6 protein-coding genes and 1 pseudogene are annotated in these 17,702 nt (G+C 72.2%); all 7 read left to right on the forward strand.

Annotated elements, in window-relative coordinates; genetic code table 11:
- Window positions 1-94 precede the first annotated feature (94 nt).
- On the forward strand, window positions 95-835 hold the full coding sequence (locus G6N14_RS04975) for a thioesterase II family protein (RefSeq protein WP_085134799.1): 741 nt from the start codon (window positions 95-97) through the stop codon (window positions 833-835).
- Window positions 828-2,150, forward strand: coding sequence for a beta-ketoacyl [acyl carrier protein] synthase domain-containing protein (locus G6N14_RS04980; protein WP_085134800.1), 1,323 nt, complete (start codon window positions 828-830; stop codon window positions 2,148-2,150). The genes G6N14_RS04975 and G6N14_RS04980 overlap by 8 nt, the downstream gene beginning before the upstream one ends.
- Window positions 2,144-5,206 (forward strand): SDR family NAD(P)-dependent oxidoreductase, encoded by a 3,063-nt coding sequence (locus tag G6N14_RS04985; RefSeq protein ID WP_085134801.1) that lies wholly within the window; start codon window positions 2,144-2,146, stop codon window positions 5,204-5,206. Before G6N14_RS04980 ends, G6N14_RS04985 begins: the two co-directional genes overlap by 7 nt.
- Window positions 5,199-11,789, forward strand: coding sequence for a non-ribosomal peptide synthetase (locus tag G6N14_RS04990; RefSeq protein ID WP_085134802.1), 6,591 nt, complete (start codon window positions 5,199-5,201; stop codon window positions 11,787-11,789). Before G6N14_RS04985 ends, G6N14_RS04990 begins: the two co-directional genes overlap by 8 nt.
- The gene (locus tag G6N14_RS04995; protein WP_085134803.1) at window positions 11,786-16,195 is read left to right on the forward strand and encodes a non-ribosomal peptide synthetase; all 4,410 of its coding nucleotides are present in this window, start codon (window positions 11,786-11,788) and stop codon (window positions 16,193-16,195) included. The genes G6N14_RS04990 and G6N14_RS04995 overlap by 4 nt, the downstream gene beginning before the upstream one ends.
- Window positions 16,192-17,485: pseudogene (gene mbtG / locus G6N14_RS05000) on the forward strand (NADPH-dependent L-lysine N(6)-monooxygenase MbtG). The gene G6N14_RS04995 and the pseudogene mbtG overlap by 4 nt, the downstream one beginning before the upstream one ends.
- Window positions 17,466-17,696, forward strand: coding sequence for an MbtH family protein (locus G6N14_RS05005; RefSeq protein WP_085134805.1), 231 nt, complete (start codon window positions 17,466-17,468; stop codon window positions 17,694-17,696). Before mbtG ends, G6N14_RS05005 begins: the two are co-directional and overlap by 20 nt.
- Window positions 17,697-17,702: the final 6 nt, after the last annotated feature.

Here is a 17,702-nt window from a genome sequence, read left to right on the forward strand (position 1 = left end):
GGCCGACCCCGCCCGAGTGCTCGGCCCGGCTCCGATGAGGTAACCTTGCCAGCAAAATTAGGGCAGCCTTTACTAATACTTGCGAGGGGACCGGATGGCCGTCGATGACGTCTCGACGCAGGTTCCGGCCTGGATGGGCCGCTTCCCCGGCCCCGGCCCCGCGACCCTGGTGTTCCCGCACGCCGGCGGCACGGCGGTGAACTATCGCCCCCTGGCGCTTGCCCTGGCCGCCGGTGCCGACACCTATGTCATGCAGTATCCGGCGCGCGCCGACCGGTTCCGGGAATCGGCCGCCGAAACCCTGCCGGAGCTGGCCCGCAGCATCTTCGACGCGGCGCCCTGGCACCGGCTCGGGCCGCTGCGCCTGTTCGGGCACAGCATGGGCTCGCTCGTCGCGTTCGAATTCGCCCGGATCGCCGAGGACCGCGGCATCGAGATCCAGCGATTGTGGGCCTCGGCCGCGCCCGCACCGGGCGTGGTGGCCGGGCTGCGCAAAGTGCCCACCGGCGACGCCGACCTGCGGGCCGAGTTGGCCCAGCTGGGTGGCACCGACCCGCGGATCCTGGCCGACGAGGAGTTCCTCACCCTGCTGTTGACCCCGGTCCGCGCGGACTACCTGGCATTCAACCGCTACGCCTGCCCGCCCGAAGCCACCATCGGCGCCGACATCGCCGTGCTGGGGGGCCGCTCCGACGACCGGGTCCGGCCCGATCTGCTGGAACGTTGGGCCCAGCACACCACCGGCACCTGCACGGTGTCGCTTTACGACGGCGGCCACTTCTACCACTACGAGCACATCGAGACCCTGGCGAAGCGGATCATCGCCGATGACTGATCGGCGCCAGGACCCGGTCGTGATCACCGGCCTCGGCGTCGAGGCTCCCGGCGGCATCGACACCGCCGAACAGTACTGGTCACTGCTGGCTGAGGGTCGCGAGGCGCTGAGCACCATCCCCGAGGACCGGGGCTGGGCGGTGCGCGAACTCATCGAGGAATCGCACCGCGACGGCTTCAAACCCATCTGCAACTCGGGCGGATTCCTTTCCGGGGCCGCAGAATTCGATCCCGGGTTCTTCGGAATCGCACCCCGCGAGGCCGTCGCGATGGACCCGCAGCAACGGGTCGCGCTGCGGGTGGCCTGGCGTGCGCTCGAAGACGCCGGCATCAATCCCGACGAACTGCACGGTCACGATGTCGGCGTCTACCTCGGAGCCTCGGTCACCGGCTACGGCCCGGACATGGCGCAGTTCAGCGCGCACAGCGGCCACCTGCTGCCCGGCACCGCGCTGTCGGTGATCTCCGGGCGCATCGCCTACACCCTCGGGCTGGCCGGCCCGGCCATCACCGTCGACACCTCATGCTCGTCGGCGCTGTCGGCGCTGCACCTGGCCGTGCGGGCGCTGCAGGCCGGAGACGCCGACATGGCGCTCGCCGGTGGCGTGTGCGTGATGGGTTCGCCCGGATTTTTCGTCGAGTTCTCCAAACAACACGCGCTGTCCGACGATGGACGCTGCCGGCCCTACTGTGCGGACGCCACCGGCACGGTATGGGCCGAAGGCGCCGCCATCTTTGTGCTGCAACGGAAATCGGCTGCGCTGCGCGACCGGCGGCACATCTACGGGGAGATCCTCGCCAGCCGGCTCAACCAGGACGGCCACACTACCGGCCTGCTGACCCCCAGCGAGCAGGCCCAGCAGCGGCTGTTCCGCGACACCCTGGCCGACGCCGGCCTGCAGCCGGATCAGGTCGGGATGATCGAGGGCCACGGCACCGGAACCCGGGTCGGCGATCCCGTCGAACTGCGCTCGCTGATCAGCGTCTACGGCGCCCAGAGCGCGGCCGGCGCCGGCCCGCGGCTCGGCTCGGTCAAATCCAACATCGGCCACACCCAGGCCGCGGCCGGGGCGCTCGGGTTGACCAAGGTGTTGCTGGCCGCCGAGCACCAGACGATCCCGGCCACCCTGCACGTCGGCGCGGGCCGCCACGACGGCGTCGACTGGGACGGCGGCATCACGCTCGCCGAGACGAGCACGGCCTGGCCTGCGCGCGACGGCCGCCGCATCGGCTCGGTCTCGGCGTTCGGGATGAGCGGCACCAACGCGCACCTGATCGTCGGGGTGGACCAGGCCTGCGAGGCCGCGCCGTGCTGACCAGCCACCCCACCGCGCTGCCCGACGGCCGGATCCCCGTGCTGATTTCGGCGCACGCCCGCGACCTGGTGTCCGCCGAGGCCGGCGCGCTGGCGCGCTGGCTCAACACCCACCCCGTCGGGGTCGCGGCCGTCGCCCAGACCCTGCGGGCCACCCGGCCGGTGCGTCGCTACCGGGCGGTGGTCCGGGCACGCGACGCAGCCGAGCTCATTGCCGGCCTCGACGCCGTCTACCGCGGCGAGGAACACCCGCTGGTGGCCCGGTCGCACCAGCCCGAGACCGCCCGCACCGCCTTCGTCTTCCCCGGCCAGGGAAACCAATGGCCCGGGATGGGAGCCGAACTGCTCGGCGTCGCGGCCTACCGCGCCGAGGCGGACCGCTGCCATGACGCCTTCGTGCGCGCCGGTCACGCCTCGCCGCTGAATTACCTGCGGGGCACCGATGACTCTGACCCGGTGGTTCAGCGAGGCTCGACGCAGGAGAGCCGAAGCTGGGACCGCCGTATGGACCCGGTGGTTCAGCGAGGCTCGACGCAGGAGAGCCGAAGCTGGGACCGCCGTATAGATCCGGTCGTGGTGCAGGCCGCCCAGTTCACCCATGCCGCGGCGCTGGCCGCCACCTGGCGCCATTTCGGGGTGCTGCCCGACATCACCGTGGGACACAGCCTGGGGGAGCTCGCCGCGGCCTACACCGCCGACGTGGTGGAGCTGGACGCCGCGGTGGCGGTGGTGGCCGCCCGGGCGCAGCTGACCGACCTGCTGGCCGCCGACGCGCCGGTCCGCTATGGCATGGCGATGCTCGCCCTGGACGCCGCGGCTGCCGCCGACATGATCGCGGCGACTCCCGGCTGGCTGGAGCTGTCGGTGGTCAACGGACCCGAATCGGTGGTCGTCTCCGGCGAATGGCCGGCGGTACAGCGGATTCTGGAGGTCGCCGCGGGGCGCGGGGTGTTCGCCCGCGAACTGCCGGTGCGCTACCCCGCGCACACCAGCGCGCTGGAGCCGCTTGCCGGCCGCATGGCCGGGCAGCTTCCCGACGCGCAGTTCCACAACACGCCCGTGGAATTCATCGGATCGGTGTACGGCGGCCCGATCCCGCCCGGCGCCACGTTCGGGCAGTACTGGTTCGACAACCTGCGCCGCCAGGTCCGATTCGACCTGGCCGCCGCCGCCGCGGTGGCGCGCGGTGTCACGACGTTCATCGAGATGTCGGCCCACCCGACCCTGCTGGTGGCGCTCGGCGACTCCGTCGGTGCGGCCCAGGTGCTCGGCAGCACCGACCGCGACCGGCCGGCCGGCGAGGCCCTGGCCGCAAACATCGCCGCGGCGGCGATCGCCGACCCCGGTTACCGCTGGCGGGACTTCACCCCGCCGGAACCGCCTGCGCTGCTGCGGAACTTTCCGCACGCACCGATGCACACCACCCGACTGTGGGCTGGTGTCGAAACGCCCTCGGCACGCCGTCGCGGCCCGGTGGTCATGGCCGAACGCTGGCTGCCCGCCGCCGAGCCGCAGCGGCGGCCCACCCCGGTGGCGGTCGTCGACTACACCGGGCGATCCCCGGAGCTGACCGCCCGGGTGGTGTCGGCGCTGGACGGCGTCGGCGCCGAACTGTGCAACCCGGCCGACGCCGAATTCCTGCTGCTGGTGGCCCCGCTCGCCGATGCGGCCGACATCGGCGGCGCCGCCGCCGGGTTCGCCGCAGACGCGGCGCGCCAGAGCGCGGTGCGGCCGGGACCGAACTGCCGCCGGGTGTGGCTGCTGACCCGCGGCGCCGAACACCTCGACGGTGATCCACCGACGCACCCGGGCAGCGCAGCGCTGGCCGCGCTGCACCGCAGCACCGGATTCGACTATCCCGACCACACCTTCGCGCATCTGGATCTGCCGGCGGCGCCCACCGCCGCCGATCTGCGGGCAGCCGCCGCCGCGCTGTGGCTGCCCGACACCGAGGTCGCGGTGCGCGCCGGAGATCTCGCCCGGCGCCGCTTCACCGAGTCGGAGACGCCGGCAACGCTTCCCGCGGTCGCGGAGCGCGTGGTGATCAGCGGCGGTACCGGCGCCATCGGAATGGCCTATGCGGCGTACTGCGCCGACCACGGCGCCCGCGAGATCGTACTGCTCAGCCGCAGCGGCGCCGGCGATGCCACCGCGGCGCAGCTGGAGTCGCTGCGCGCTCGCACCGGCGCGACCATCACCGCGATCCGTTGCGACATCACCGACGACGCCGCAGTGGCGGCGCTGATCGCGCAGTATCGGCCCGCGCCGGCCGGACTGCTGGTCCATACGGCATCGGCCGAAGCCGTCGCCACGTCGGAGGTCACCGAGCAGTCCGTACGGGATGCCCTCGGCGCCAAGGTGATCGGGTTGGACAACCTGGTGCGGCACTGGCCGCTGCGCCCCGACGCGCGGGTGCTGGTCTGCTCGTCGGTGCTGGCGCTGTGGGGCGGATCGGGGCACGGCCCCTACGCGGCTGCCAACCGGATGGCCGACGCCCTGGTGGGCCGGCTGCGCGCGCAGGGCCTGGGTGCCAGCTCCATCCGGTGGGGACTGTGGCGCAGCGTGGCCGTGGTGAGCGGCCAGGAGCGGGACCGGATCGCCAGGACCGGCCTGACCCCGATGGCACCGGAGGCCGCGATCATCGCGGGACTGCTGGCCACGCCCGCCGACCCGGTGATCCTGGCCGCCGACTTCGACCGCCTCGCAGTCTTTTTCGACAGTCAGGGCGTGCCCTGCCCGTTCGAGGCAACACTGATGCCCACCCCGGCCGATCCCGGCACCGAACGCCCGATCGGTGCGGTGGTGGCCGAGGAACTGGTGAGCGTGCTCGGCGTGGAAAGCCCGGACGACATCGACATGCACCGGGCGCTGGTCGACCTCGGCCTGGATTCACTGCTTGCGCTGGACCTGCGCAAACGCCTGGGCCGGGCCACCGGTCGACGGGTGGCACTCGGCCCACTGCTGGCCGGGATGACCGGAGCCCAGCTCACGGCGGCGCTGCGCGACGACGCGGCGCCCGCCGTGGCTACCGAAAGGACCGTATTCACCCATGACTGACGCCGTCGACCAGGCGACGACCGCGGACCTGCGGCTGGAACTGCTGCGGCGCCGGCTCGCCGAACGTGGGCTGGCCGCCCCCGCCCCGGAGTCCGCGCCGGCTTCCGGCCCGGACGGGGTGCCCGGGCCGCCGACGATGAGCGACGGACAGCGCCGGATGTGGTTCGTGCAGGCGCTGGACCCCGACGGCGCGGTGGCCAACATCTCGGTCTCCTACCGTCTCACCGGCCCGCTGGACCCCACCCGGCTCGAGGCCGCGCTGGCCGCCGTCGCCGAGCGCCACCCGGTGCTGCGCACCGTCTATGCCGTCGACGACGCCGGCGAACCGCGCGCGGTGCTCGCCGAGGTGACACCCGGCTTTGCCGCCCACGACCTGTCCGATCTCGCCGAACAGGCCCGCGCGCTACGGCTCGAAGTGCTGGCCCAGCGTGAGTTCGGCACCCCGTTCCGGCTGGAAAGCCAAGCGCCGCTTCGGCTCACCCTGGTCCGGGTGGCCCCGGAAGAGCACATCCTGCTGCTGGTGGCGCACCACATCGCCTGGGACGACGACTCCTGGGCGGTCTTCTTCACCGACCTCACCGCCGCCTACGACGACCCGGCGGGCTACGCCGCCCGACCGCCGGTGGCTGGACCGGTCGCACCGGCGAGCTCCGACCACGGTGCGGACCTGCAGTACTGGCGCAGCCTGCTGGCCGAGCCGCCGGACCCGCTGGAGCTGCCCGGCCCGCACGGCTCGGCGGTGCCCCGCACCCTGCGTGCCGGATTGTGCACCCGCGCACTGCCCCCCGAGCTGATGGCCGGGATCGCCGAGCTGGGCCGTAGCGCCGGAGCCACCCCCTACATGGTGATTGCGGCGGCGCTGTCGGCGCTCATCCACCGCTACACCGCCACCGATGACTTCCTGATCGCCTCCCCGGTGCTCAACCGCGCCGCCGGCACCGAGGGCGTCATCGGCTACTTCGGCAACACGGTGGTGCTGCGTGCCCGCATCAGCGCCGCCGACAGCTTCGCCGACCTGGTGACCCGCACCCGCGACGCCGCAATCGGGGCGTTCGCCCACCAGGGCATCAATCTCGACCGGGTGGTGCGGGAGCTCAACCCGGACCGCCGGCACGGGGGAGTGGAACGGCTCACCCGGCTCAGCTTCGGTTTCCGCACCAGCCATGGGGACGGCTTCACCCCCGACGGGATTGCCTGCACGCGTGCGGACTACCGGGGCAAAGTCGCGCAGCTGCCGCTGGGAATCATGGTGGAGGCCGGCGCCGACGGCGCACTGATCGAAGCCGAGTACCTGCAGGACGTACTCGACGAGGCGCTGGTCGACCAGATGCTGCGCCACCTGGTGCAGCTGTTGACCGCCGCGGTGGCGAGCCCGCAGACGGCGGTGGCCGAACTGGACATGCTCGGCGACCAGGATCGGGCGTGGCTGGACGCGATTTCACGCGGCCCGGATTTCGTTCCGTCCGCCGGCGCCCCGGCCACGCTGGGTTCGCTGGTGGCCGACCGCGCCGCCGCCAGCCCGCATGCCATCGCCGTCGTCGACGACCACGGCACGTACAGCTATGCCGAGATCAACGCGCGCGCCAACCGGGTCGCGCATCATCTGATCGCGGCCGGTGTCGGCACCGAGGACAAGGTCGCGGTGCTGTTCGGCCGCTCGGTGGACCTGGTGGTCACCGCCCTGGGCATCGCCAAATCCGGTGCCGCCTACGTTCCGGTGGATCCCGAATATCCGGCCGACCGCATCGAGTTCATCCTCAGCGACGCCAAGCCGTCGATAGTCCTGGCCGAACCGCTGAGCGCCGAGGAGGTGGCCGGGCGGCCCGACACCGACCCCACCGACGCCGACCGCGTGCGCCCGCTGGGTCCGGAGAACCTGGCCTACCTGATCTACACCTCCGGTTCGACCGGGCTGCCCAAGGGGGTCGAGGTATCCCACGCCCCGATCACCGAATACCTGCTCTGGTTCGGTCAGGAGTACGGCATCGACGACACCGACGTCCTGCTGCAGGTCGCCTCACCGAGCTTCGACGTATCGATCGGTGAACTGTTCGGAACCCTGGGAAACGGTGCCCGCCTGGTTATCCCGCGCCCCGACGGGCTGCGCGACATCGGCTACCTGACCGACCTGCTGCAGCGCGAAGGCGTCACCGCCATGCACTTCGTGCCGTCCCTGCTGGGCTTGTTCCTGTCGTTGCCCGGGGTCACCCAATGGCGCACGCTGCGCCGTATTCCGATCGGCGGCGAGCCGCTTCCCGGCGAACTCGCCGACAAGTTCCACGCCACATTCGATGCGCTGCTGCACAACTTCTACGGCCCCACCGAAACCGTGGTCAACTCCTCCCGCCACAAGGTCGAGGGCCCGCAGGGCAACCGGGTGGTGCCCATCGGCAAACCCAACATCAACACCACCATGTGGCTGCTCGACGACGCCCTGCAGCCGGTTCCGGTCGGGGTGATCGGCGAGATCTACATCGGTGGAACCCATGTGGCCCGCGGCTACTTCGATCGTCCGGGCCTGACCGCCGAGCGCTTCGTGGCCGACCCGTGGACCCCCGGGCAGCGGCTCTACCGCACCGGCGACCTGGCGCGCCGTAACGGCGACGGCGACCTGGAATTCATCGGCCGCGCCGACGACCAGGTCAAGGTCCGCGGCTTCCGGATCGAACTCGGCGAGGTGGCGGCGGCCGTCTCGGTCGATCCCAGCGTCGGCCAGTGCGTCGTGGTGGTGTCGGACCTGCCCGGCCTGGGCCGCAGCCTGGTCGCCTACGTGACCCCGGCGGGACCGGACGCGCAGGCCGACTCCGTCGAGATACCCCGGATCCGGGCGCGGGTGGCCGCGGCACTACCGGAATACATGGCGCCGGCGGCCTACGTGGTGGTCGACGACATCCCCATCACCGCGCACGGCAAGATCGACCGCGCCGCCCTGCCGGACCCGCAGCCGATCGAGAGCACGCCGTACCGGGAACCCCAGACCGCCACCGAATACCTGGTGGCGCAGCTGTTCGCCGAGTTGCTCTCTCGCGACAAGGTGGGCGCCGACGACTCGTTCTTCGACCTGGGCGGCCACTCGCTGCTGGCCACCAAACTGGTCGCGGCGATCCGCGCCCGCTGTGACGTGGAGATCGGCATCCGGGAGATCTTCGAAGCCGGTACCGTGGCCCGCCTGGCCGCCGTGATCGACGCGGCACCGGCCGGCCACGACGGCCAGACCGCCGCGCGGCGTCCGGCGCTGGTCGCCGTGCCGCGGCCCGACAACGTCCCGGTGTCGGCGGCGCAGCTGCGCACCTGGTTCGCCTACCGGCTGGACCCGAGCGCCGCCACCGACAACATCCCGCTGTCGGCCCGGCTCACCGGCCCGTGCGACACCGCTGCCCTGATCGCCGCGCTCGGGGACGTGGTGGCCCGACACGACAGCCTGCGCACCACGTTCCGCGAGATCGACGGCCTGCCGTATCAGGTCATCAATGCCGCCGCACCGGTTCCGGTGACCGAAATGCATTGCCCCCACACCGATCCCGATGCCGTCGCGGCGTGGACCGGCGCCCGGCTGGACGAGCAGCGCGGCGGCGCGTTCGTCCTGGAGCGGGACTGGCCGATCCGGGCGGCGCTGCTGCACCTGCCCGGCGACGAACGGGTGCTGTCGCTGGTGGTGCACCACATCGCCGCCGACCACTGGTCGGTCGAGGTGCTCTTCACCGACCTGCTGATCGCCTACCGGGCCCGGACCGCCGGCGCTGCACCGGACTGGGAGCCGCCGGCCCTGCAGTACGCGGATTTCGCGCACTGGCAGGGCGAACTGCTGCGCGATGAGTCCGGGCTGATCGACGAGCAACGCCGCTACTGGATCGAGCAACTGGCCGGCCTGGCCGACGACACCGGGCCCCGGCCGGACTTCCCCCGTCCCGCCACCGCCAGCGGCTCCGGGGACTCCGTGGCGTTCAGCGTCTCCCCGCAGGTGCGCGCGGGGCTGGCGGCCCTGGCCCGCGAGACGGGCGCCACCGAATTCATGGTGATGCAGGCCGCGGTCGCGGTCCTGCTGCAGCTGGCCGGCAGTGGCGACGACATCCCGCTGGGCGTGCCGCTGGCCGGGCGCACCGACAACGCGCTGGACAACCTGGTCGGGTTCTTCGTCAACATCGTGGTGCTGCGAAACCGGCTGTCGGGCAACCCGACGCTGCGCGAGGTGGTGACTCGCGCGCGGGAGGCCGCGCTGGGCGCCTACGCGCATGCCGACCTGCCGTTCGATCGGCTGGTGGAGGCGCTCAACCCGGTCCGGACGCTGTCGCGCAACCCGCTGTTCCAGGTGGTGGTCCACGTCCGCGAAGCCGCCGAGGTCAGCCACACCGTGGCCACCGGTCCCGATGGCGATCTGGTCTTCCGCACCGTCATGCCGACTTTCGACGTCGCGCACGCCGACCTGTCGGTGAACCTGTTCACCACCGCCGACGGCTATGACGGCCATCTGATCTACCGCACCGATCTCTACGAGCGCGCCACGGTGGTGCGGCTGGCCGACTGGCTGGGCCGGGTCCTGGCGGCGATGGCGGCCGACCCGCAGGCAACGCTGCGCGACATCAGCCTTCTCGACGACGAGCAACGCCGCGAGATCCTGGAACGCAGCCGCGGCGCCGAGGTTCCCGCAGACGACCCGCGCACCATCGCCGACGTGCTCGCCGCCAGTCGCGGGTTCGACGGTGTCGCGGTGCGCTGTGCCGGAGCCGAACTCAGCTACCCGCAGCTTCATCACCGCTCCGACCGGCTCGCTGAGTTGCTGATCGCCGCCGGTGTGCAGCCCGGCACCCTGGTGGGACTGTCGGTGCGCCGTGACGTGGATCTGCCCGTCGCACTGGTCGGCATCATGAAGGCCGGTGCCGGCTACTTCCCCCTGGACCCCAGCTACCCCGCCCAGCGCCTCGAGTTCATGATCGACGACGTCTTCGCCGACGGCGGAGCCAAGGTGATTCTGGTCAGCGCTGATACCCGGGCTGCGATCCCGGCGCCCGACGGCGTGACGCTGCTGTGCGTGGACGATCCGCATGTGCAGGACGAGCTGGCCGAAGGCCTTGCCGGACTGCCGCTTCCGGTGCCGCATCCCGACGACCCGATGTATCTGGTGTTCACCTCCGGCTCAACCGGCGTGCCCAAAGGCGTGCTGGGCACCCACCGTTCGATGAGTGCGCGGCTGAACTGGCAGATCGCCCACTACCCGGTGGCCGGCGACGACATCCGGCTGGCCCAGTCCTCGATGACGTTCCTGGAGGGCGGCATGGAGATGCTGGCCGGGCTGGCCGCCGGGGCAACCCTGATATTGGCCGACGACCACCAGTTCCGTGATCCCGAAGCGCTGGCCCGGCTGATCGTCGACGAGCGGGTTGCCCAGGTGACCGCGGTGGCAAGCCTGATCTCGGTGCTGGCCGATTCCGACGGCGGTTCAGCGAGGCTCGACGAAGGAGAGCCGAAGCTGGGACCGCCGCATCAACCAGGCACCCTGCGCGGCCTGCGGCGGCTGGTATGCAGCGGCGAGCCCGTCTCGGCAGACCTGCTGGCCCGGCTCGGCACGGCGCTCGACGGCAATGCCCAGCTGCTCAACAACTTCGGCGCCACCGAGACCTCCGGTGCGGCGGTGCGCGGCGCACTGGAGCCGCCCACTCCGAAACTGGGCCGTCCCACGCCGGGATCGCAGGCCTATGTGCTCGACGACGCACTGCAACCGGTGCCCCCCGGCGTGGTCGGCGAGGTCTACTACGCGGGACCGCAGATCGTCCGCGGGTACTGGAAGCGGCCGGGGCTGACCGCGACAAGGTTCGTCGCCAATCCCTTCTCCGCGGTGCCGGGCGATCGGCTCTACCGCAGCGGGGACCGCGCACGCTGGACCGCCGACGGAGTGCTCGAGTTCGTCGGCCGCACCGACCACCAGGTCAAGGTGCGCGGCTTCCGGGTGGAGCTGGCCGAGGTGGAGGCCGCCCTGCGCGGCGTGCCCGGGGTGGCGGCGGCTGCCGCCCGCACCTGGGAACAGCGCGGTGTCACCACACTGGCCGGTTATCTGGTGCCCGCCGGCCCGGTGGCCGACACGGCGGAGTTCATTGCCGCGGTGCGCGCGGCGGTGGCCGCGACACTGCCCGGCTACATGGTGCCGTCCTCGCTGACGGTGCTCGAAGCCATGCCGCTCACGGACTCCGGCAAGCTGAACCGACCCGCCCTGCCGCAGCCGGCGGTGGCCACCCGCGGGGAATCGGACCCACCGGTCACCGCCACCGAGAAGACGCTGGTCGGTATCTGCGTCGAGCTGCTCGGCGTCACCGCAATCGGGCGCAGCGACGGCTTCTTCGAACTCGGCGGCGACAGCATCCTTTCGGTGCAGCTGGCCGCCCGGGCCCGTGCGGCGGGACTGGACGTGGACCCGCGGATGATCTTCGAGCACCCGACGTTCGCCGCGCTGGCCGCCGCGATCGACGCTCAGGCCGCCGCCGGTGGCGCCGCCGACCCCGTCGACACGGCATTCGCGCCGATGAGCGTCTCGGGTCTGAGCGGCGACGCGCTGGCCGATCTGACTGCGGCCTGGGGTGATTCGCCGTGACCGAGTCGACCGCAGAGCGCGCCACCGCGCCCGCGGCGGCGGCCATCGAGGACGTGCTGGCACTGTCCCCGCTGCAGCAGGGACTGTTCTCGCTGGCCAAACTGGCCACCGACGACGGAGCCGGGACCGGCGGCGCGGGCGACGGGCTGGACATCTACACCGTGCAGTTCGTCATCGACATCGTCGGGCCCGTCGACGCCGCGCTGCTGCGCCGCAGCGCGCAGACCATGCTCGCCCGGCACGCCAACCTGCGGGCCTCGTTCTGGGATGTCGACCTGCCGCACCCGGTGCAGATCATACCGGCGAAGGTAGTCCTGCCGTGGCGCGAGATCGATTCTGCACCAAGTGAATTCGAAGAGATTGCCCGCGCCGAGCGGACCGCCAACTTCGACCTGGCCCGCGGCCCGCTGCTGCGCTTTGTGCTGGCCCGGTCCGCCCCCGGCCAATACCGGCTGATCCTCACCGTGCACCACCTGCTGCTCGACGGGTGGTCGATGGCGGTGTTCTTCGACGAAATGGTGGCCATCTACCGGGCCGGGGGCACCGATCCGCTGCCACCGCCGCGCCCCTACCGCGATTACATCGGCTGGCTGGCCGGCCAGGACACCGACGCCGCGGCGCAGCGCTGGCGCGAGTACCTGGCCCCGCTGAGCGCCCCGACCATGCTGGCCGGCGGGCGGGCCGCGGTGGGCGGCGCCGCCCCGCAGACCCATCAGGTCAGCCTGGACGACGATGCCACCGCCGGCCTGACCGAGTGGGCGCGGCGGCACGGACTGACCCTGAACACGGTGCTGCAGTTCGCCTGGGCGGTGGTGCTCGGCCGGCTCACCGACCGGACGGACGTGGCGTTCGGATCGGTGGTCTCGGGCCGCCCCCAGCAACTCACCGGCGTCGAGACCATGGTCGGCCTGTTCATCAACACCGTCCCGGTGGCCGTCTCGACGCCGCCACGCGCCCCGGTGATCGCCACCTGCCAAGCGCTGCAGCGCGATACCGCCGCCATGCGCGACCTCGGTTACCTGAGCCTGTCGACGGTGCAGCGGGCCAGCGCCAACGCGGTGTTCGACACGCTGCTGGTGTTCGAGAACGCGCCGATCGGCTCGGCGTCGGCCGGGGTCACCACACCCGACGGGGTGCGCTTCATCCCGGTCACCGTGGAAAGCCTCACCCACTATCCGCTGACCCTGGTCAGCTACCCGCCCCGCGACGGGCGGCTGACCGTGCTGCTCGAGGCCGTCCCCGAGGCGCTGGGGGAGCTGTCGATCCCCGACCTGGGCCAGCGCCTGCTGCAGGTGCTGCGCCAGCTGGCCGACCCGGCACGGTCCCGCGTCGCCGACCTGGATGTGCTGCTGCCCGCCGAACGGTCCCGCCTGGTCGATCCGGCGCCGGCGGAACAGTCCTCGGTGCCCGCATTGTTCGCCGCGGCGGCCGCCGCGCACCCGGACAACACCGCCCTCACCGGCGAGGATCGCAGCCTGACCTACGCCGAACTGGCGGCCGAATCCGGCGCGCTGTCGCGCGCGCTGGCCGGTCGCGGAATCGGCCCCGAGGACCGGGTGGCGATCGCGCTGCCCCGCTCGCTGGACTCGGTCATCGCGATCCTGGCGGTCTTGCGGGCCGGGGCGGCCTACGTTCCGGTGGACATCAGCCTGCCCCCGGCGCGCATCGAATCGATCCTCCGGCAGTCTGATCCGAGAATCGTGCTGACCGCCGACGAGCTGGCGCAGCTGCGTTCACCGGGAGTCGCGGAGCGCCCGGTGCCGGCGGCGATCCACCCCGACTCGGCGGCCTACGTGATCTTCACCTCCGGATCCACCGGGGAGCCCAAGGGTGTGGTCGGCACCCACCGCGCGCTGGCGTCCTACTTCGCCGACCACCAGCAGCGCATGTATGCGCCCGCGGTCGCGCGCCTGGGCCGGCCGCTGCGGGTGGCGCACGCCTGGTCGCTGAGCTTCGACGCGAGCTGGCAACCGCTGGTGGGCCTGCTGGGCGGCCAGAGCGTGCACCTGTTCTCCGCTGAGCAGATGCGTGACGCCGAGGCGATCATCGACGGCATCCGCACCCACCGGCTGGACATGATCGACACGTCGCCGTCGATGTTCACCCAACTGTTCGACGCCGGCCTGCTCGACGACGCATCCGACCACCGCCTCACCGTGCTGGCCCTCGGCGGCGAGGCGATCGCCCCGCACACCTGGGCGCGACTGCGCGCGGCGCCCTCGACGGCGGTGCACAACTGCTACGGGCCCACCGAGACCACGGTGGAAGCCGTGGTGGCCGACGTCGCCGACACCGAGGTGCCGGTGATCGGCGAAGCGGTGCGGGGCATGAGCGCCCACGTGCTGGACTCCGCGCTGCGAGAGGTCCCGGACGGCGTGGCCGGCGAGCTGTACCTGGCCGGCGCGCAGGTCACCCGGGGCTATCTGGGCCGCGCCGGGGCGACCGCGAGCCGCTATGTGGCCGACCCCTTCCGCAACGGCAGCCGGATGTACCGCACGGGCGACCTGGTCCGGCGCCGCCCCGACGGCCGCCTGGTCTACCTCGGGCGCGCTGACGACCAGGTCAAAGTGCGCGGCTACCGGGTCGAGATCGCCGAAGTCGAGGCGGCGCTGGCCGCGGCCACCGGCGTGACCGCCGCGGCGGTTCTGCCGGTGCGGGGGCCGGCCGGAACCCAGCTGGCCGGTTTCGTCACCGGGGCACAGGCCGACTCCGCGCGGATCCGCACCGAGATCGGTGCCCGGCTGCCGGCCTACCTGATTCCGGCCCGGATCACCGTCGTGGATTCGATGCCGTTGACCGCCAACGGCAAACTGGACACCGACACGCTGCTGGAGCTGCTGGCCCAAGCCGGCTTCGGGACCGGCGGCGCCGCGCAGGCGGCCACCGACACCGAACGGGTTTTGGCGGAGGTACTCGCCGAGGTGTTCGGCAGCGCCGGGGATGCGGCAGGTGTCGAGGCTGACCTGCGGGATCTGGGCTTGGACAGCATCGTCGCCCTGTCGTTGGTGCGGGCGGCCCGCCGGCGCGGACTGCCCCTGCGCCCTCGGACCGTGCTGAGCTGCCACACGATCCGCGACCTGGCCGCCGCGGTGGACAACGAGGTGGCCGAAGCCCAAGCAGCGGCGGACCAGCCCGGCGGCATCGCCGAGGACGCGCCGATTCCTTTGTTGCCGGCCGGCCGTTGGCTCTACCAGTACGGCAGCCCGCGCCGGCTGGGACAGGTCGAGGCGGTCCGACTGCCCGAGGGCACCGAGCCCGAGCGGCTGCGGGCGGCATTGGCCGCGATCATCGCCGCGCACCCGGTGTTGCACGCCCGCCTCGAGCCGGTCGAGCTGACGCTGTGCCCCGGCGAGCCCGCCGACGTCCTCACCGAGATCGCCGTCGAGGCCGCCGATCTGGCCGTGGTCACCGAGCACGGCGCCCGGCTGTTGGAACGCCTGGACCCCGAGGCCGGCGTCATGCTGGGTGCGGTGTGGCTGCGCCCGCCCGACGGGGCAGGCGTGCTGGTGCTGGCCGGACACGTGCTGGCCCTGGACCCGGTGTCGTGGCAGGTGGTGCTCGGCGAACTGCACGCCGCACTGGCCGGGGCGGAGCCGTTGCCCGAGCGCAGCGGCTACCGGCGCTGGGCGGCGGCGCTGGCGCAGCGCGCGCAGACATTGGACACGGTCGACTACTGGGCCGCCCAGCTGGCCGGCGACGATCCGGACCTGGGCGCCCGGCGGGTCGACCCGCGACGCGATCGCGCCGGTGACCTCACGGTGTCGGTGACCGTGGCCGATCCGGCGATCACCGCCGCGCTGCTGGCCGCCGCACCGATTCCGATGCATAACCTGCTGGTGGCGGCGACCGCGCGCGCGATCGGGGCCTGGCGGGCCCGCCGCGGGCAGGCCGGTGCGCCGCCGCTGCTGGCCGTGGAGACCCACGGGCGCGCCGAGGACGTGGTGACCGGGGTGGACACCAGCGACATCGCCGGTCTGCTGTCGGCGATCTATCCGCTGCGGATCGCCCAGCCCGACCCGGCTGGCGTGGCGTGCGCCCTGGCCGACATCCCGGGCGGGGGAATCGATTACGGGCTGCTGGCCTACCTGCGGGCCGACACGGCTGAGCGGCTGGCGGCCTACCCGGGGCCGCAGCTGTTGTTGAACTATCTGGGTCGCGTCGATTACGCCGGCGGCGGGCCGGCGGTGGCGCCGGATCTGATCGCCGGCCTGCCGTCGGTTCCCGAACCCGGCCAGGCCGTGCGGCACGAGCTGAGTATCTTCGCCGCGGTGGCCGATCTGGGGGCCGGGGAGGCGCTGATGACCCAGTGGCGCACGCTGCCCGATATCCTCGACGCCGCCGAGATCACACAACTGCAAGGGCTGTTCGCCGACAGTCTCGCCGAACTGGTGGAGGAACTGCGATGAGCACACTAGCGGTGGTAGGTGCGGGGGCCAAAGCCGTCGCGGTGGCCGCCAAGGCCGCGGTCCTGCGGGACATGGGAGTCGCCGCACCGGAGGTGATCGCCGTCGAGCGCACCGAAGTCGCCGCCAACTGGCGTGCCTCCGGCGGCTGGACTGACGGCGCGCACCGGCTGGGCACCAGCCCGGAGAAGGACGTCGGCTTCCCGTACCGCTCGGCACTGGTGGCGGGGCGCAACGCCGAACTCGACGAGCGGATGACCCGATACGGCTGGCAGACCTATCTGATCGCCACCGGGCAGTTCGCCGAATGGGTGGACCGGGGCCGGCCGGCCCCCACCCACCTGCGGTGGAGCCAGTACCTGCGCTGGGTGGCCGATGCGGTGCACCTGAAGGTCATCCCCGGCGAGGTGGAGCGGCTCGGGGTCCAGGGCGCCGGCTGGGTGCTGCGCACCCGCGAGGCCGAGGTCGCCGCCGATGCGGTGATGATCACCGGGCCCGGTCAGGCCGAGAGGTCGATTCTGCCCGGCAACCCGCTGGTGTTGTCCATCGCCCAGTTCTGGCACCGGGCCGCGGCGGACCGGATCAGCGCCGAGCGGGTGGCGGTGATCGGCGGCGGCGAGACAGCCGCGTCGATGCTCAACGAGCTGTTCCGCCATCGTGTCTCGACGATCACGGTGATCTCCCCGCAGGTGACCCTGTTCACCCGGGGCGAGGGCTTCTTCGAGAACACCTTGTTCTCCGATCCCATCGACTGGACTGCGCTGACGCTGGCCGAGCGGCGGGACGCGCTGGCGCGCACCGACCGCGGGGTGTTCTCCGCGCGGGTGCAGGAGGCGTTGCTGGCAGACGACCGCATCCGCCACCTCCGGGGCCGGGTGGCGCACGCGGTGGCCCGCGACGGCCGGATCCGGCTGACGCTGAGCACCAACCGCGGGGGAGAGAACTTCGAGACCGTGCACGGTTTCGATCTGGTCATCGACGGCAGCGGCGCCGACCCGCTGTGGTTCGTGTCGCTGTTCGGCCAAGACACCCTGGACCTGCTCGAATTGGGGCTGGGCGGGCCGCTTTCCGGTGACCGGCTGGCCGAGGCGATCGGGCACGACCTGGCTGTGCGCGACGTCACGCCCAAGCTCTTCCTGCCCAATCTGGCCGGCCTGACCCAGGGTCCCGGTTTTCCGAATTTGAGCTGCCTGGGGCTGCTCTCCGACCGGGTGCTCGGCGCCCATCTGGCCGTCGCGCCTGCCTGTTCCCCCGTCCCTATCGAGGAGATCCGATGAGCACCAATCCCTTTGACGACGAGAGCGGCAGCTTCTACGTGCTGGTCAACGACGAGCAGCAGTACAGTCTGTGGCCGGTTTTCGCCGATGTGCCCGCGGGGTGGCAGGTGGTCTACGGGGGTGAGCAGGGCGCAGCCCGGGCGGCCTGCCTGGACTACGTCGAACAGAACTGGACCGACCTGCGGCCCAAGAGCCTGCGCGACGCCATGGCGGCCGAACGGGGGTAGCGGGAC

This window comes from Mycolicibacter hiberniae (genome assembly GCF_010729485.1).
Taxonomy (GTDB): domain Bacteria; phylum Actinomycetota; class Actinomycetes; order Mycobacteriales; family Mycobacteriaceae; genus Mycobacterium; species Mycobacterium hiberniae.